The sequence below is a fragment of the Pseudolactococcus insecticola genome, assembly GCF_011170065.1.
GTDB classification, from domain to species: Bacteria; Bacillota; Bacilli; order Lactobacillales; family Streptococcaceae; genus Pseudolactococcus; species Pseudolactococcus insecticola.
The window spans coordinates 1-15,926 of sequence record NZ_BLLH01000009.1 but is presented as its reverse complement, the minus strand read 5'-3'; the positions used below and the strand labels follow the sequence as shown (position 1 = coordinate 15,926).

Annotated in this window: 17 protein-coding genes and 6 tRNA genes; 4 read left to right on the top strand and 19 right to left on the bottom strand. The window is 43.7% G+C overall.

Annotated features, from left to right (window positions below):
• Nucleotides 1–20: 20 nt before the first annotated feature.
• The 3 genes from pcsB to mreC form a co-directional block, all read right to left on the bottom strand.
• Nucleotides 21–1,277: a peptidoglycan hydrolase PcsB gene (gene pcsB, locus Hs20B_RS07650; protein ID WP_172357226.1), complete on the bottom strand. Its 1,257-nt coding sequence runs from the start codon at nucleotides 1,275–1,277 to the stop codon at nucleotides 21–23.
• Between the two features lie 88 nt (nucleotides 1,278–1,365).
• Nucleotides 1,366–1,899, bottom strand: a complete 534-nt coding sequence (gene mreD / locus Hs20B_RS07645; RefSeq protein ID WP_172357224.1) for a rod shape-determining protein MreD — start codon at nucleotides 1,897–1,899, stop codon at nucleotides 1,366–1,368.
• Nucleotides 1,892–2,770 carry a rod shape-determining protein MreC gene (gene mreC, locus Hs20B_RS07640; RefSeq protein ID WP_172357222.1) on the bottom strand — a complete coding sequence of 293 codons (879 nt, stop codon included), beginning with the start codon at nucleotides 2,768–2,770 and terminating at the stop codon, nucleotides 1,892–1,894. Before mreC ends, mreD begins: the two co-directional genes overlap by 8 nt.
• Nucleotides 2,771–2,860: 90 nt before the next feature.
• On the opposite strand from mreC, the gene Hs20B_RS07635 reads away from it, so the two are divergent.
• Nucleotides 2,861–3,310, top strand: coding sequence for an NUDIX hydrolase (locus tag Hs20B_RS07635; RefSeq protein ID WP_172357220.1), 450 nt, complete (start codon nucleotides 2,861–2,863; stop codon nucleotides 3,308–3,310).
• 44 nt (nucleotides 3,311–3,354) lie between these two features.
• Here Hs20B_RS07635 and Hs20B_RS07630 read toward each other — a convergent pair whose 3' ends face one another.
• Together Hs20B_RS07630 and rpiA are read right to left on the bottom strand one after the other, a co-directional pair.
• A complete protein-coding gene (locus tag Hs20B_RS07630; protein WP_172357218.1) occupies nucleotides 3,355–4,086 on the bottom strand; it encodes a formate/nitrite transporter family protein in 732 nt (243 codons plus the stop codon).
• A gap of 63 nt (nucleotides 4,087–4,149) precedes the next feature.
• A complete protein-coding gene (gene rpiA / locus Hs20B_RS07625) occupies nucleotides 4,150–4,827 on the bottom strand; it encodes a ribose-5-phosphate isomerase RpiA (RefSeq protein ID WP_172357216.1) in 678 nt (225 codons plus the stop codon).
• 155 nt (nucleotides 4,828–4,982) lie between these two features.
• Here rpiA and Hs20B_RS07620 point away from each other — a divergent pair, with 155 nt between their 5' ends.
• The 3 genes from Hs20B_RS07620 (at nucleotide 4,983) to mnmE (ending at nucleotide 8,566) form a co-directional block, all read left to right on the top strand.
• On the top strand, nucleotides 4,983–5,606 hold the full coding sequence (locus tag Hs20B_RS07620) for a DUF1836 domain-containing protein (protein ID WP_172357214.1): 624 nt from the start codon (nucleotides 4,983–4,985) through the stop codon (nucleotides 5,604–5,606).
• Nucleotides 5,596–6,453, top strand: coding sequence for a DegV family protein (locus Hs20B_RS07615; protein ID WP_172357212.1), 858 nt, complete (start codon nucleotides 5,596–5,598; stop codon nucleotides 6,451–6,453). Before Hs20B_RS07620 ends, Hs20B_RS07615 begins: the two co-directional genes overlap by 11 nt.
• A 745-nt stretch (nucleotides 6,454–7,198) precedes the next feature.
• Entirely contained in the window at nucleotides 7,199–8,566 is a 1,368-nt protein-coding gene (mnmE, locus tag Hs20B_RS07610; RefSeq protein ID WP_172357210.1) for a tRNA uridine-5-carboxymethylaminomethyl(34) synthesis GTPase MnmE, read from the top strand.
• A gap of 41 nt (nucleotides 8,567–8,607) precedes the next feature.
• Here mnmE and Hs20B_RS07605 read toward each other — a convergent pair whose 3' ends face one another.
• The 14 genes from Hs20B_RS07605 to Hs20B_RS07540 all read right to left on the bottom strand — a co-directional run bounded on the left by Hs20B_RS07605 (nucleotide 8,608) and on the right by Hs20B_RS07540 (nucleotide 15,873).
• Nucleotides 8,608–9,450 carry an SDR family NAD(P)-dependent oxidoreductase gene (locus tag Hs20B_RS07605; RefSeq protein WP_172357208.1) on the bottom strand — a complete coding sequence of 281 codons (843 nt, stop codon included), beginning with the start codon at nucleotides 9,448–9,450 and terminating at the stop codon, nucleotides 8,608–8,610.
• A 53-nt stretch (nucleotides 9,451–9,503) separates the two neighbouring features.
• Nucleotides 9,504–10,079 (bottom strand): TetR/AcrR family transcriptional regulator, encoded by a 576-nt coding sequence (locus Hs20B_RS07600; protein ID WP_172357206.1) that lies wholly within the window; start codon nucleotides 10,077–10,079, stop codon nucleotides 9,504–9,506.
• A gap of 76 nt (nucleotides 10,080–10,155) precedes the next feature.
• The gene (locus tag Hs20B_RS07595; RefSeq protein WP_172357204.1) at nucleotides 10,156–10,542 is read right to left on the bottom strand and encodes a hypothetical protein; all 387 of its coding nucleotides are present in this window, start codon (nucleotides 10,540–10,542) and stop codon (nucleotides 10,156–10,158) included.
• Between the two features lie 65 nt (nucleotides 10,543–10,607).
• On the bottom strand, nucleotides 10,608–12,626 hold the full coding sequence (gene recG / locus Hs20B_RS07590; RefSeq protein ID WP_172357202.1) for an ATP-dependent DNA helicase RecG: 2,019 nt from the start codon (nucleotides 12,624–12,626) through the stop codon (nucleotides 10,608–10,610).
• A gap of 112 nt (nucleotides 12,627–12,738) precedes the next feature.
• Entirely contained in the window at nucleotides 12,739–13,062 is a 324-nt protein-coding gene (locus tag Hs20B_RS07585) for a YlbF family regulator (protein WP_172357200.1), read from the bottom strand.
• Between the two features lie 69 nt (nucleotides 13,063–13,131).
• Nucleotides 13,132–13,482 carry a zinc ribbon domain-containing protein YjdM gene (locus Hs20B_RS07580; protein ID WP_172357198.1) on the bottom strand — a complete coding sequence of 117 codons (351 nt, stop codon included), beginning with the start codon at nucleotides 13,480–13,482 and terminating at the stop codon, nucleotides 13,132–13,134.
• Between the two features lie 66 nt (nucleotides 13,483–13,548).
• A complete protein-coding gene (gene gap, locus Hs20B_RS07575; protein ID WP_172357196.1) occupies nucleotides 13,549–14,565 on the bottom strand; it encodes a type I glyceraldehyde-3-phosphate dehydrogenase in 1,017 nt (338 codons plus the stop codon).
• A gap of 222 nt (nucleotides 14,566–14,787) precedes the next feature.
• Nucleotides 14,788–15,231, bottom strand: coding sequence for a DUF536 domain-containing protein (locus tag Hs20B_RS07570; protein WP_172357194.1), 444 nt, complete (start codon nucleotides 15,229–15,231; stop codon nucleotides 14,788–14,790).
• Between the two features lie 92 nt (nucleotides 15,232–15,323).
• Nucleotides 15,324–15,407, bottom strand: a tRNA-Leu gene (locus Hs20B_RS07565).
• A gap of 28 nt (nucleotides 15,408–15,435) precedes the next feature.
• Nucleotides 15,436–15,507, bottom strand: a tRNA-Gln gene (locus tag Hs20B_RS07560).
• Nucleotides 15,508–15,522: 15 nt separating this feature from the next.
• A tRNA-His gene (locus Hs20B_RS07555) sits at nucleotides 15,523–15,595 on the bottom strand.
• A 10-nt stretch (nucleotides 15,596–15,605) separates the two neighbouring features.
• Nucleotides 15,606–15,676, bottom strand: a tRNA-Trp gene (locus tag Hs20B_RS07550).
• A gap of 10 nt (nucleotides 15,677–15,686) precedes the next feature.
• Nucleotides 15,687–15,767: transfer RNA gene (locus Hs20B_RS07545), tRNA-Tyr, on the bottom strand.
• Between the two features lie 33 nt (nucleotides 15,768–15,800).
• Nucleotides 15,801–15,873: transfer RNA gene (locus Hs20B_RS07540), tRNA-Val, on the bottom strand.
• Nucleotides 15,874–15,926: the final 53 nt, after the last annotated feature.

Genomic DNA, 15,926 nt, shown 5'->3' with positions numbered 1-15,926 from the left:
AGACGAATTTCTTTATTTGATCAATTTGGGTAGATGTAAGTCACAGCACCGGGACTGAACCAGCCTCGATAGTTACCGATAGCAGGATTACCTGCATAGTTTGCTTCTTGAACCTGGATTTGACTACCATTAACAGCAACGACTACTGCAACGTGACCATAACCACCTTGCCAAACTGCAATCGCGCCAACTTGTGGTGTATAGCCCGTACGGAACCCTGCTGCAGCTGCTGATGAAGCCCACTGTCCACCGTTACCCCAATAATTACCAGCCCAAGGCGCTAATGTTTTGGCACCCCAAGTACATTGTCCTACAGGGTAGGTATTCCCAGAATTATTGTAACTAGGTGCGGTTGCAGCTGGTGTACTTGGTGTTGTTACAGCTGGTGTACTTGGTGTTGTTACAGCCGGTGTACTTGGTGTTGTTACAGCCGGCGTGCTTGGTGTTGTCACTACTGGTGTGGAAACACTAGATGATGATGAACTACTGCTAGAGCTAGAACTTGATGTAGCACTACTTGCCTGCGCCTGCGCTTTGCTTGCTGATGCAGCAACTTGCTCATTATAAGCTTTTTCACGAGCTGCGGCCTGTGCTGCGGCTGCTTGTGCTGCAGCTTTTTGTGCCAAGAGTGATGCTTTTGTGCCTTCAGCAGTTGCGCGTTCAGCGGCCAAGTTAAGTTGTGCCACTTTAAGCTCAGCTTGCTGTGTTTCTAAACTTTTAGCTTGGTCGCTGATTTCGTTCATCAACTTGTAGCCTTTATCAGCTTTTTCTTGGTTATCTTTTTGTGCTTTTTCAACTGCTTTTTTAGCGGCTTCTTGCTGTTTCATCATGTCATCATTTGCTTTGACAACCGTACGCATAGCTGTAACGCGCGTTACAGCATCTGATAATGATTTTGAGTTGATGACAGCATCTACATATGAAGTTGCTGTGCCATCTGTCTGCGCTGAGCGTGCTTGTGCTTGAAGCGCTTCGTCACGATCGCTTATTTCTTTTGTCAAATCAGCGATTTTGACTTGCAATTTTTTAGATTGTGCCAAAAGTGCGTCTGATTCTTTTTTAAGTTTATCTTGTTTATCTTTCAAGGCATCAACTTGGGATTGGATTGTATCAACTTGTGCCTGTGCAGTCGCTTCAGCAGATTTCGTTGCAGCAATTTTTGCGTCTTGTTGCGCAATCTGCGAATCTGTGTCATCGGCGCTGACCAAAAGCACTGTAGATGCTGATGTCAAAACGACCGTTGACAATAAGACTGCTGATATTAGTTTCTTTTTCATAAAAATCTTGTTTCCTCCAAATGCGGTTCGCGTTTTAGGTTCATTTCTTATTATACGCCTTAAGGATCACTTTGACATTACAAGACTGTTACAATTTCGAGCGTGCTTGTAATGTTTTCTTTGCTTTTGTCACACCGTAAAATTTTTCTAGCGGCGTCTGTAGAGCAATGGCAAAGAAGATGTTAAGGAAGAGGCTTGGCGCCATTTGATAAATAATGTAGTTGCCAAAATCAAAATTCGAGATTTGAAAAACTAACATCATTGCCCCAGAAAGGAACTCAAACGCAGCCACGATGATAATCACCGTGAAGATGCGTGTCAGTCTGTTTTCAAAGACCGTCTGTTTGATATTATACACGAAAAGTGCGATGAGCGGAAACAATAAGCTTGCAATGCCATAAACGCCGATATAATAGCTATCGTAGACAAGGCCTATCAGAAAGGCTACAACAATCATGTAACGATAGCTATGCTGCAAGATGCTGTAGGTCATGACGATCAAAAGCAGGCATGATGTCAGCGTCGTTGCAGTCGTTGAGAGTAACTGCGTAATCTGACCGTCTATCAGCATGACCAAAAGCAAGATGACAGGGGTGAAAAATTGAAAAGAAAATTTACTCATTTGTTTCAGCCGTCCCATCTACGTTCAATCCACGTTTGATGACAAAAGCGAACTGCATGTTGTCGAACTTGCTTGCAGGCTTGACATAAATATCACGGTCTTCGCTTTTAGTATTTTCTTTTTCGCCAATAATATCACCAACAAGCAAATCTGACGGCGAATTACCTCCAAGACCTGACGTGACAACCTTATCCCCTTTGGTGAACTTGACTTTTGATGAGATTTGCGTGATGATAAGAGCATTCTGACGGGCATCATATCCTGTAATCAGACCATATGCTGGATTTTCTGCTGATCCAAGTCTGACAGGAATTTTGTTTTCAAGTGCCTTATCAGACGTCAAAAGTGCAACTTTTGACGTCGTTGTATTAACCTGTGTGATACGTCCAACAATCCCGCCGTTACTCATGACGATCATATCGACTTTGATGCCGTCAGTTTTCCCCTTGTCAATGGTCATGCTGTCGCTCCAGGCATTGGGGTTCCTGACGATGACGTTTGAGCTGATTTTTTCGTAATTTGTCAGGGTATTTTGCAAGTCTAGCGCCGCTTTGAGCGATTTATTTTCTGCTTTTAGACTGTCAAGTTCGCTTGATTCATCTGTCAGTTTAGTCACTTGTTTTGACAGGCTCGCATTTTCATGGTAAGTTTCCATGAGGTTGCCTAGATCATTTGCCTTGTCTTTTAGCGCATCAAATGGTGCAGCAATGAGGCCATCAATTCCCCCAACTGCATCGTTTATAACAACCGTCATACCAGACGGATTTTTACTATTTTTGAAATTTTTACTCGAAACTAAAATCGCCAAACATGCTGCAATGAGCATAACAAGCGCTATCATGATGATCTTACTAAAATTTATCTTTTTCAATGTCACTATCTCCAATCAGTATTCTTTTATTTTATCAAATTTTGGGGAATTTTGATAGAATAGAGTTAATAAAATATATGGAGACAAATTATGACCCCAACATTTGGCGAAAAAATCGCTGACAAGCCCTACCAATCACGTTTTGGTGTCTATGGCATCGTCGCACGGAAAAATAATACTGAAATCTGCATCGTCCAAGCGCCAAATGGTGCCTACTTTTTACCGGGGGGCGAGATTGAGGCAGGAGAAGATCATAAAACGGCGCTCGTGCGAGAACTCCATGAAGAACTTGGGGCCAAAGCGACGCTCGGCAAATATCTGGGCCAGGCCGACGAGTATTTTTACTCATCACACAGGGACACCTACTATTACAATCCCGCCTATATCTATGAGACAAGCAACTACGAAGTACTTGGGAAACCGCTCGAAGATTTCAATCACGTTGACTGGTTTCCTGTTGCAACGGCAGTCAAAAAACTCAAACGTGGCAGTCACAAATGGGGTGTGACCGCCTGGCAAGATATGCTAAATCAATTGTAATCAAAAACTGTTCACATCTTCGTCATGTGAACAGTTTTTTTAGTTTAATGTTTTTTGTAAGCTAAGCTGTAAAATAGCGCAATCAAAACCGCACCTCCTACGACATTTCCCAGATAGACAGGCACGAAATTTTGTGCGAAATCAAGCCAGGTCGCATGCCCCATGAAAATCGCAAATGGAATCAAAAAACTGTTTGCCACGCTATGCTGAAAGCCAATCGCAACAAAAGTCATGACAGGAAACCAAATGGCTAAAATCTTACCTGAAAAGTCCTTGGCACCATAACTCAGCCAGACCGCTAGACCAACAAACCAGTTACAGCCGATGCCTGAAAAGAATGCTGCAAGAAAAGTTGCAGACAGTTTGCTATCAGCCACGTGAAGCGCTTCTGTAAGTGCATCCCCTGTCGTCAGAGTCCCTGCCAAAACGCCAAAGGCATAGGCGACAAAAATCGCACCAATCACGTTTGCAATCGTGATAACAAGCCAGTTTTTTAAAAGTTCTAAGCCCGTCACGCGCTTTCTGAAAAAACCGACCGCAACCGCCATCATATTTCCTGTTATCAGCTCGCCGCCGGCTAGCAAGATGACAATCAAACCAACTGGAAAAACCGCAGCACCAACGATACCGCCGCCAACTCTCAGATAAGCGAGATAGCCTAGAGAAATCATGGCGCCACCGATAAAACCTAGTATCAGCTTGGACAGGAGAGGTTTATTGACTTTGATGACAGCCGTGGCCGCCGTCTCTTCGAGAATTTCATCTGGCGTATACATAAATTAACCTTTTCTAGTTGCGTCTTTAGCTAATTTTACACTATTTTGGAAGCGATTTCAAGTTTATTTAGAGATGACTTTCACGCCTTCAGTTTCTGAGGCGACGATGACTGTTTTTACCATGTCATTAAACAAGCCGTGCTCGACCACGCCAACCGTTTCATCAAGCAATTTTGCAAGCGCTGCTGGATCCTCGATTTTGTCAAGATGCAGGTCAATGATGTGATTACCCATGTCGGTGATGAGATTTTCTTCATTGTCATCAAGTCTGAACGTTGGCTTGAATCCCAAAACATCAAACAAATGAAATAACTGTCCGCAGCCAAATGGCACCACCTCTACTGGCAATGGAAAAGCACCCAGATGTTCGACCATTTTCGAGTCATCAACAATCCAGATGTAGTCTTTTGAGTAGGTCGCAACTATTTTTTCCATCAGAAGTGCTGCTCCTCCACCTTTGATACCATTGAGTTCAAGGTCAATTTCGTCAGAACCATCAACCGTCAGATCAATCGCTGGCACTTCATCAATATCTTTAAGCGGAATGCCCAGCTCATGCGCCTGTGCACTTGTCACGCTAGACGTCGTCACCGCTGTAATCTTGAGCTGCTCCTCAGCGACACGTCGCCCCAACTCAGCCACGAAAAACGCAGCTGTAGACCCAGTGCCTAATCCTACAACCATGCCATCTTTGACAAATGTCGCAGCTTTTATACCAACCTGTTTTTTTAGATTATTCATACCTCTATTATAGCAGAAAATAGCCTGTTTTTTTATGTGATTTAGAGATTTTATATTGATGCGTCAAGCTTACCTATTGCAAAAAATATGAAAGCATAGTACACTAGATCTAGTATCAAAAACTACATAACCAACTATAAGGAACCAGTATAACTATGTCAGAATCTCTTAACGACTGGGGGCAAAAAATCGAAGTCGCTACCTTGCCACGCTGGGATAGCCTACCCGATATCGACCTCTACATGGACCAAGTCATCAGTCTCGTAACCAAGTACTTGGCGCCCATCATCACAACACACGATCAGGCACTTCTCACCAAGTCTATGGTCAACAACTACGTCAAGCTCGAGCTTGTCCCTGCGCCTGTCAAGAAGAAATATACCCGCGTTCATCTCGCCTTTCTCATCGCGATCACCTTGCTCAAGCAAGTGCTTACGATTCCTGAAATTAGGACCGGCATCGTCTATCAAGGTCGCGTCAGCGGGACACATGAAGCCTACAATCTATTTTGCGACGCACAAGAACATGCGCTTAAAATCATTGGTAGACAAGCGCAAGGTCTTGAAACAAGCGGCTTGTTCTCTGAAAAAATCGCATCTAACGACTTTATCGTCACAGCCGCGACTGCATCTCTCGCGGCAAAACTTCTGACCCAAAAAAATGTACAGTTGGCTGAAGTCTCTGACATTCTCAAAGATAATCCCCCCGCACCAACAACCAAAGTCAAGGCGAAAACAGCCGACAAAGAAAAGAAAGAAACCGCCCATCATGACAACTGAAAAAATCGCCATCCTCGCTGACTCAGGCTGCGACGTCCCCGAAAACCTCCTACAAGCTGACAATCTCTACACGATTCCTCTGAAAATCATCTATAAAGACGCCGAATACACTGACAAACTTGATATCACAGCTGAGGAAATCTACGCCAAACTCCCCACAGAAATCCCGAAAACATCGCTGCCTTCTGGCACGGTCATCAATCAGATTTTTGAGAAAATCATTTCTGACGGTTACAAAAAGCTCATCGTTGTGACCATTTCAAGTGGTTTATCAGGTACCTTTAACGCCGTCAGACTGGCGGCTGAAAATTTCCCGGCGCTCGACACATTTTTGTTTGATACAAAAAACATCGGTATCGGCGCAGGTGTCCATGCGATTCGTGCTGCGGAGCTTGCGGCAGCTGGTCGAGATTTTAACACCATCACAGCTACTTTGCAAAATGGAGTTGATAAAAGCAAGATATTTTTCAGCGTGCCGACCTTGGAATATCTCCAAAAAGGTGGTCGCATCGGACTTGTCAGCTCCATTGTCGGAAACGTCCTCAACCTTAACCCCATCATCTCCTGCAATGCAGAAGGCATCTACTACACCGTTGCCAAATCCCGCGGCCGCAAGAAAAGTCTGGATAAATCCATCAAACTCGTCAAAAACTACGTTGCTGACCACGAAAAGGTTCGCTTACTTGTCGCACACGGTGGCGCTGAAGATGAGGCAAGGACACTTGAGCAAGAGCTCAAACTCGCCATCCCTCAGGCAAGAGAAGTCCTCTTTGGTCAAATCTCCCCAGCACTCGTCGTCCATACAGGGCCAGGACTTATCGGCCTTGGTGCACAGATTTTGGATTAAAATAAAAAAGCCCACGGGCTTTTTTATATGATATTTCAAAATCTGTACCATCTCAAGCTTCTTCATCCTCAACAAAAGTGTTGAAAACTTCTTCAATCATATCCCTACTTATTATCCCATAAATCACCATTTGTTCGATTCATAACAACCTCATTTTTGATTTTAAAGATGGAAAACTGTATATAAAAAAAGCAGAACACTCTGCTTTTTACCTGACACTTATTGTATTTAATTAATTCTCTCTAGTGTAACAGTTCCGCCTTCACTATCGACAACATTTCCTTCGTCTAACACGACAGTAACTTGTTGCTTAAAATCTGTAGTATTTTTTTCATATGAAACTTTGCTGTACGATTTTTCACCGTCTGTTTTAGTTGAATTGATTGGAGTATCTTTGGTTTTACTTATTGCAAAAAACACTAAGTAGAACACAAGCTCCTATTCTACTTAGTGGTAGTATAAATGATTTAATTTTCAATTTTTCTCCTTAAGTATATCCTAAAATGTTGTGATACTATTATAGCATCTTTGAGGTGTTTTTTTGTTGGAGAAAATTTCGCCCTAGGGTAGCTAACTTCATTTTACAATTTACGTTATTTAGATTAAATCAATCGCTGTTTCTAATATTCGAATGATATCTCCCACATTCCCACCGCCCGTATTGCCCTTATCCAACTTTTGCGTTAAAATAAAGCTATGCCCAAATCGGCAAAATATCCGACTTAAACAGAAAACGGGAAACTATATGATTACTAAAGAATTTGATACCATCGCAGCCATTTCAACGCCGCTTGGTGAAGGGGCTATCGGGATTGTTCGCCTCTCCGGCACAGATGCGATTTCCATCGCAAACGCTGTTTTCAGCGGTAAAAACCTTAACGACTGCGACAGCCATACCCTCAACTATGGCCACATCACCGAAAATGATCGGGTGCTTGACGAGGTCATGATTGGCGTCATGAAGGCGCCTAAAACCTTCACGCGCGAGGACGTTGTTGAGATTAACACCCACGGTGGCATCGCTGTCATGAACGAGATTCTTCAGCTCGTGCTGCGCAATGGTGCAAGGCTTGCAGAGCCGGGTGAATTCACCAAACGGGCATTTTTGAACGGCCGCGTTGACTTATCCCAAGCCGAAGCAGTCATGGACATCATCCGCGCAAAGACCGACCAAGCTATGTATATAGCCGTCAAACAACTCGACGGTAGCCTGTCAACCCTCATCAACAACACCCGCCAAGAAATCCTCGAAACACTCGCCCAGGTCGAAGTCAATATCGACTACCCCGAGTACGACGACGTCGAAGAAATGACGACAAAAATGCTGCGTGAAAAAACGGCAGCTTTCAAAAACTTACTCGAAAATCTCCTCAAAACTGCCAAACGTGGTAAAATCTTACGTGAAGGACTCTCAACCGCCATCATCGGACGACCAAATGTCGGCAAGTCAAGCCTGCTCAATCATTTGCTACGTGAAGATAAAGCTATCGTCACCGACATCGCAGGCACCACGCGCGACGTCATCGAGGAATACGTCAACATCAACGGTGTTCCTTTAAAACTCATTGACACAGCTGGTATCCGCGAAACCGATGACCTTGTCGAAAAGATTGGCGTCGAACGTTCTCGGAAAGCCCTTGACGAGGCGGATCTTGTTTTACTGGTCTTAAATGCCAGTGAACCTTTGACAACGCAAGACCGCGAACTTTTAAAACTCAGTCAAGACAGCAATCGCATCATCTTACTCAACAAGACTGACCTGCCTGAACAGATTGAGTTTGATGAGCTACCGCCAGATACCATCAAAATATCTGTTTTATTTGACACCAACATTGATAAGATCGAAGCAAAAATCAACGATTTATTTTTTGAAAATGCTGGTATTGTCGAGCAAGACGCCACTTATCTGTCAAACAGCCGCCACATTGCCCTCATCGAGCAGGCGCTCGCTGCGCTAAATGCGGTAAATGATGGGCTTGATGCAGGCATGCCTGTCGACCTCGTACAAGTCGATATGACACGCACTTGGGAGATTCTTGGGGAAATCACAGGAGATGCTGCACCAGATGAGCTGATCACGCAGCTGTTTAGTCAGTTCTGTTTAGGAAAATAAAAAAGCGCATAGACTCAAACTTTACGAGTCTATGCGTTTTTTCATTTTTTCCTCTGACTACGTTTACCCATAATATCTAGCATGGTCATAAGAGTCTTCTTGTAGATTTTTGGGTGGCTGCGGGCAACCCAGACCATAGCACGATCGCCTATGGCATTGAAATAACGGCGTTTAGGTTTCTTGTCTATTGCAGCCTTGTAAAAAAGCTCTGCCAAGTCCTCAGATGTCGCACCGATTGCGCCTAGATCAGCATCAAAAAGTCCTGAGACTTTATCTACTAACGGTTTATAGGCTGAACCCGCCTTGAGATTTTTTTCAGCATTGGCCATGGCAATGTCGCCCCAAGATGACTCTGTGCCGCCAGGTTGGATGATGATTGAGCGCACGCCAAAAGGTGCTATCTCGATGTCAAGCGTGTCGCTCCACTGCTGCAGCGCAGCTTTTGTAGCATGATAATAAGCACCAAGTGGCGTATAGATGTCCCCGCCAATTGACGAAATATTGATGATGCGACCAGACTTTTGCGCCCGCATGGTTGGCAAGACTAGCTGCGCAAGCTCTACCGCACCAAAAAAGTTGGTTTCAAACTGTGTTCTCGCATTCGCAAGTGTGATATCCTCAACAGGCCCAGACTCCCCATAGCCAGCATTGTTGATCAGGACATCTATCTGCCCTTCTGCGGCTAGGATTTGTTCGATAAAATTGTGGTTTGATGCCGTGTCTGTCACGTCGAGTTTTAACGCATGAATCGTATCGCTAGCAGGGATTTTCTCCACGCGACGTGCGCCACCGTAGACGATCCAGCCTTTTTGAGCGAATAATTTCGCTGCGGCTAGGCCCATGCCGTTTGATGCACCAGTGATTGCAACTACTTGTTTTGTCATGATTTTCTCCTTATAAGTAAACAAACGTTTACTCTTCTTCTAAAGATAAGAGCCTAAGCTCTTACTGCGTCTTGTGTGCCTTTGATAACGTCTGAGATTTCTTGATCGCTGATTTTCTTATCAAGCACGACTGCCTGTGCGATGAGCATATTCATCGGACCAGCCGCAATCGCGGTGAATGTCTCGATGGGTAAGTGCTTAAAATCTGGACTCAGCTGCATCTTTTCATACATCTCAAAGATGGGCTGTGCGATCTGCATGACCTTTTCATGAATGACCGGACTGATAAGCTCAGGATTTTGCTGAATCGCGTTCATATAGATCGTTTCACGCGGCCATTTGTTATAGCCGTAAGCAAAGTGTCTGATGGCAATCGCAAGCTGCGCCTCAAGCGACGGACAGACTGCAAGCTTTTCTGACAGCCCACCGTCAATCTTGTGCTTGACCGACAGATACATCTGGCCGAGCAAGTCTGCCTTATCATCATAATAGATGTAAATCGTGCGAGGCGAGACATTGGCGAGTTTCGCAACTTTTCCCATGCTCAGATTGACAATGCCGTCAGACTTGACAATATCAAGTACCGCAGACGTTATCGCAGCAATTTTGTTAGGATCAATTTTCCTCATGACTCTATTGTAAACGAACGTTTACTTATTGTCAAGAAAAAAACACGCAAAATTTTTTTTTGCGTGTTTTTGATAGTCAAGCCTTAACAGCCTCTTTTGTTATCTCTCGCCAAATCAAGTAAAACATAATCAGACTGATGATAACATTGAGCCAAAAGCCATACAAATAAACTTTAAACAGCTGAGTCCAAAAGTAAGCCCAGTCAATCTTCCCAAGCGTTAGGACCAGATAAGTTCCAAGTAGAACGCCAAATGAGAGTTCTTGATAGCGCTTGAGTTTCACGACTGTGACGATAAAAAACACGATGGCAAGCATTAAAAAGAGATAGCTATACCAGTTGTCCAGCGCAAATGTGATAAATGAAATCCTGTCAAATCTAAAGTTATTCGGATTTGGCTTGAGCGTCGCTAGTAGAAATAAACTTAGAAAGTCGATCAAAATCAGAGCTAATATTTTTTTCATAAAACATCCTCCAAGATTCTTATCTTACTTACCTAATAGTATACCATAGGATCGATTACTTCTGATCAATCAAACACATCCGCAGCCGTCAGATTGCCTAAAATCATCTGATACTCAGGCTTTTCTGACCAGTTACTATCTTTGAAGATTTCAACTGCTTCTTGTCTTGCCACTTCGAGAATGTTGTAGTCGTTTACGATATCCGCGACCGAAAACTCTGGAAGCCCTGACTGACGCGTGCCAAAAATCTCACCACTGCCACGCATTTTCAGGTCTTCCTCTGCTAAAACAAACCCATTTTGCGTTTCAGTCATGATTTGCATGCGACGCTTACCAGTATCTGACTTAGGATTTGCAACGAGAATCGTATAAGATTTTTTTTCGCCACGACCGACACGGCCGCGCAACTGATGCAGCTGTGATAGACCAAACCGATCCGCATCCATGATCACCATAATCGTCGCATTAGGCACATTGACCCCAACCTCTATAACCGTGGTTGAGACTAACACGTCGTATTTTTTAGCCTTAAAATCTGCCATGATCTCATCTTTTTCAGCATTTTTCATCTTGCCATGTAGTAGCGCCACATTTGCTGTCATGCCGAAAAACGTTTGCAGATCTGCGAAAAGTTCTGTCGCATTTTTGAGGTCCATCGCCTCGCTCTCTTCTATCAGTGGTGAAATAAAGTAGACTTGAGCACCTTTTGTGACCTCGTCTGCCACCCACGGCAAGATCTGTGGCTCTAGTTGTTCGTGCTTGACCCAGCGCGTCGTGATTGGCTTGCGACCAGCTGGCAATTCGTCAATCACCGATACATCCATATCCCCAAACGCCGTGATTGCAAGCGTCCGTGGGATAGGTGTTGCCGTCATCATGAGCACATCTGGATTTTGGCCTTTTTCACGGAAAATCTTCCGCTGATTAACACCAAACCGATGCTGTTCATCTGTGATGACAAGCCCCAAATGATGATAGTTGACCGCCTCTTGTATCAGCGCATGTGTCCCCGTAATCATGTCAATCGTACCTTTTTCAAGTTGCTCTAAAACTTGACGTTTGTCAGCCGCCTTCATGCCGCTTGTCAGTAGTGCAACCTCAAGCTCAGGAAATAGTTGCTCCAGACTGTCGTAGTGCTGATTGGCAAGGATTTCTGTAGGCACCATGAGCGCCGCCTGAAAGCCCGCCGTCACCGCCGCATACATAGCAAGGCTCGCCACTGCAGTCTTCCCGCTACCAACATCACCCTGGAGCAGTCGATTCATATGGCTACCACTTGCCATGTCTGATAAGATTTCTGACAGACTATTATCCTGCGCATTTGTCAACTGATAAGGCAGTTCTGACAACTTTTCTTTGACCTTTTCCTCTGAAAAATGGATCGCCGTACCTTGTGTGATAGCTTTTTCTTTGACACGTAAGGCCTGAAGCTTAAGTTGAAAATAAAAAAGCTCCTCAAACTTCATACGCCGTAATGCTTGATGATGCGCCGCTTCATCATTTGGAAAATGCATATCATGCACCGCCGTTTTTCGATCAACTAACCGATATTTTACAAGTAAAAAGTCAGGTAGGTTTTCATTGATCAGCTCACCCGCACCTGCTTCAAAAGCCGTGTGTATCAATGTGACAAGCGCTGACTGTTTCACACCTTGCATGACATGGTACACAGGCTGAAAGTTGTCATCAACCTGAGCCAGTATCTTCATCCCCGTCATGCCAAGTTTTTTCGCATCCCATTTACCATAAATGGCTATCTCAGCATCCATCTCAACCTTATCCTGCAAATAGGGCTGGTTAAAAAAGCTGACCGATATCACAGCATCATCCTGCTTGATTTTAAAAGTCAGACGATTGCGTCTAGCACCATAGTAAGCAACGCTTGCGGGCGTCACAACCCGCCCGATAATTGTCGTCTTATCACCATCTATCAGCTCAAAAACAGACTTCGCCGCAAAATCATCATAACGAAAAGGAAAATACAACAGCAAATCCTGTACAGTAAAAATCCCCAGCTGATTGTACCGCTCGACAGATTTTGGTCCCACGCCTTTTAAAAATTGAATTGAATCCGTTAATTTCATACCTCTATTTTATCATTTTACCCTTGGAAATACTTGCCTTGTATACATTTGAACAACGATACTTACGCTCAAAAAAAGCGAGAAATTAACCTTCTCACTCTGATTCGTTTTATTATCCGTATATTTCCTGCAGCGGTTTGAAGACAATATCTTGCAAGTCCGCTGTAATCGTCTGTAAAAGTTGCTCTTTTGCCATTAACTCTGACATGAGAGGATTCGCCTGTAGTTCAGTAAAAAGCGCCTGCGCCTCTTGCTGTTGTTCAGGTTCTACAAGCTGTCCCGTCTGCATTTTCATCTGGATGTCGATAAATTTTACATATAAAGCATTTGCTGCATCATCAGATTTTACTGCCGCAAGCGCAGTTAGAACCGCTTGATATTCGGGGAGAGCACGCAATTCGCGCTCCAGTTGGTTCATTGTATCGTAGATATTCATAATAATCTCCTATTCTTTACTTTATTATACCAAAAAAGCGGTCATTGAGACACGCTTTCAAGTCGGATTTCAACCTTTTTTGACGACTGAACCTTTGAGTCCCATCGCACCAAAACCGTCTATTTTAGCATCTATGTAGTGACCATTCTTGCCACTTTCGTTAATCCTGATATTCTTCGCCTTCGTTCCTTTTTTGATAGGCTTCGGCATGCCTTTTACCGGTAAGTCTTGGATGATAATCACATCATCCCCATCAGAAAGTTCAGTACCCACTGAATCCAGAACGATAAACTTATCCGCAGCATCCACTAAAAGATCAGCTTCTGTAAATTCAGCGCCACATTCTGAACAACCAAACGTCGTATCAGAAAGTTCATATGTGTACTCACTCCCGCAAGACGGGCATTTAGGTGTTGTCATTCGAATTTCCTTTCATAAAAAAAGCGGGGAGCTAGGCTCCTCGCTTTCTCAATCAGTAAATAAAGATTATTTAGCGATTGATGCAAAGTATTCAAGAGTACGTACAAGTTGTGAAGTGTAAGACATTTCGTTATCGTACCATGATACAGTTTTTACCAATTGTGTACCGTCAGCAGCTTCAGAGATTTCTGTTTGAGTTGCGTCAAACAATGAACCAAATGAGATACCTACGATATCAGATGAAACGATTTCATCAGTGTTGTAACCGAATGATTCAGTAGCAGCAGCTTTCATAGCAGCGTTTACTTCTTCAGCAGTAACTTTTTTGTCAAGAACAGTAACAAGTTCTGTCAATGAACCAGTTGGAACTGGAACACGTTGTGCATGACCTTTAAGTTTACCGTTCAATTCAGGGATAACAAGACCGATAGCTTTAGCAGCACCAGTAGAGTTAGGTACGATGTTTGCAGAAGCAGTACGTGCACGACGAAGGTCGCCACCACGGTGAGGGCCATCAAGAGTCATTTGGTCACCAGTGAAACCGTGAACAGTTGTCATAGTACCAACTTTAACGCCGAAGTTTTTGTTCAAAGCGTCAGCCATTGGTGCAAGACAGTTAGTAGTACATGAACCAGCAGAGATTACTGTTTCAGTACCGTCAAGTTCACTGTGGTTAGTGTTGAAAACGATTGTTTTAACATCAGATCCACCAGGAGCAGTGATAACAACTTTTTTAGCGCCGCCATCAGCGTGCAAGTGTTTTTCAGCAGCTTCTTTAGTAGCAAAGAAACCAGTTGCTTCAAGCACGATTTCTACGCCATCAGCAGCCCAATCAATTTTTGTTGGGTCAGCTTCTTGTGAAACTTTGATGAATTTGCCGTTAACGTCAAATCCGTTTTCTTCAACTTCAACAGTTCCGTCGAAACGGCCTTGAGTTGTATCGTATTTCAACAAGTGTGCAAGCATTGCAGGGTTTGTGAGGTCATTGATACGTGCAACTTCAACGCCATCAACATTTTGGATACGACGAAGAGCAAGACGTCCGATACGGCCGAAACCGTTAATACCAACTTTAACTACCATTTTGTAGAAATCCTCCTTATGGAAATCAAAAAATTTATTTAAATGCCTAAGCATTTATAACAACTGAAAGTTAAACATTTAACTTACATTATTATGATACCTTTTTTATAGGGAATTTGCAAGAAAAAACGCTAAATTTTTATCACTGCATGTACCAGTACAGTTTTGAGAGAAAAAGGATGCTATCGACTATATTATTAATATATTCTAAACTGTATTACATCACTTATTAAATAAGCGTGCAAAAAAACCTTTAGATTTTTCTTCTTCAAGCTCAATCAATGTCTGTTCTCGCTCCGTCAGTGCTTTTGCGGTCAATTGTTGCTGCTGATCAAGTTGCTTATCCTTCTCAGAAATCTGATGATCCTTGATCACAATCTGTTCTGATAATCTTGCGATTTCAGCATTCTTATCAGACATTAGCTGAGAGAGTATCTTGTCAAAATCAAGCTCCGGACGATTGTCAGCTTCAGGCACTACTTCTTTCGTCAGAACAGTTTTCTCATAGTGCATCTCAAGTACTTGAATACCTGTTTCAGTCACAACTGTCACACCTTTATCGTTCTTATCCAGGAATTCCTCTGACAACTTTTTGACCCGATTATTCATAGCCTGACGCGTCACACCAAATGCCTCTGACAACTCCGTCACAGTCATACTTTTCATCACTTATTTCTCCAAACTCTATATGTGGTACATCTCTTAATCTATTATAACAAAAAAACAAGACCTAAGTCTCGTTTTAAATGAATTTGCTATACCGGCGGCCGGGGTCGAACCGGCACGTCCGTGAAGACACTGGATTTTGAGTCCAGCGCGTCTGCCAATTCCGCCACGCCGGCAAATTCTTTTATGGAAGTTTTCCAATAACTGGGGTAGCTGGATTCGAACCAACGCATGAGGGAGTCAAAGTCCCTTGCCTTACCGCTTGGCTATACCCCAATAATACAAAATAAAGGCGACTGATGGGGATCGAACCCACGCATGCCGGCGCCACAAGCCGGTGTGTTAACCACTTCACCACAATCGCCATGTTACAACACGGGCAGCAGGAATTGAACCCACACCAAAGGTTTTGGAGACCTTTGTTCTACCTTTAAACTATGCCCGTAAAGGTAATATGGAAGGGGAGGGATTCGAACCCCCGAACCCGAAGGAGCGGATTTACAGTCCGCCGCGTTTAGCCTCTTCGCTACCCTTCCAGATTATTCTATTTTCATTAGACAACTGTCTAATGGGAGTTGACGGGATCGAACCGCCGACCCTCTGCTTGTAAGGCAGATGCTCTCCCAGCTGAGCTAAACTCCCAAAAAAGAGGCTACTACTAGTCTCCTTTTTCGCTTGGCACCGACCATATCTCA

Coding starts and splice junctions, on each gene's coding strand:
- Hs20B_RS07635 (WP_172357220.1), top strand. CDS start 2,861: ATGACCCCAACATTTGGCGAAAAAATCGCTGACAAGCCCTACCAATCA.
- Hs20B_RS07585 (WP_172357200.1), bottom strand. CDS start 13,062: ATGAATATCTACGATACAATGAACCAACTGGAGCGCGAATTGCGTGCT.
- Hs20B_RS07615 (WP_172357212.1), top strand. CDS start 5,596: ATGACAACTGAAAAAATCGCCATCCTCGCTGACTCAGGCTGCGACGTC.
- Hs20B_RS07580 (WP_172357198.1), bottom strand. CDS start 13,482: ATGACAACACCTAAATGCCCGTCTTGCGGGAGTGAGTACACATATGAA.
- pcsB (WP_172357226.1), bottom strand. CDS start 1,277: ATGAAAAAGAAACTAATATCAGCAGTCTTATTGTCAACGGTCGTTTTG.
- mnmE (WP_172357210.1), top strand. CDS start 7,199: ATGATTACTAAAGAATTTGATACCATCGCAGCCATTTCAACGCCGCTT.
- Hs20B_RS07570 (WP_172357194.1), bottom strand. CDS start 15,231: ATGAAAAGTATGACTGTGACGGAGTTGTCAGAGGCATTTGGTGTGACG.
- Hs20B_RS07605 (WP_172357208.1), bottom strand. CDS start 9,450: ATGACAAAACAAGTAGTTGCAATCACTGGTGCATCAAACGGCATGGGC.
- Hs20B_RS07630 (WP_172357218.1), bottom strand. CDS start 4,086: ATGTATACGCCAGATGAAATTCTCGAAGAGACGGCGGCCACGGCTGTC.
- rpiA (WP_172357216.1), bottom strand. CDS start 4,827: ATGAATAATCTAAAAAAACAGGTTGGTATAAAAGCTGCGACATTTGTC.
- mreD (WP_172357224.1), bottom strand. CDS start 1,899: ATGAGTAAATTTTCTTTTCAATTTTTCACCCCTGTCATCTTGCTTTTG.
- Hs20B_RS07600 (WP_172357206.1), bottom strand. CDS start 10,079: ATGAGGAAAATTGATCCTAACAAAATTGCTGCGATAACGTCTGCGGTA.
- gap (WP_172357196.1), bottom strand. CDS start 14,565: ATGGTAGTTAAAGTTGGTATTAACGGTTTCGGCCGTATCGGACGTCTT.
- recG (WP_172357202.1), bottom strand. CDS start 12,626: ATGAAATTAACGGATTCAATTCAATTTTTAAAAGGCGTGGGACCAAAA.
- Hs20B_RS07620 (WP_172357214.1), top strand. CDS start 4,983: ATGTCAGAATCTCTTAACGACTGGGGGCAAAAAATCGAAGTCGCTACC.
- Hs20B_RS07595 (WP_172357204.1), bottom strand. CDS start 10,542: ATGAAAAAAATATTAGCTCTGATTTTGATCGACTTTCTAAGTTTATTT.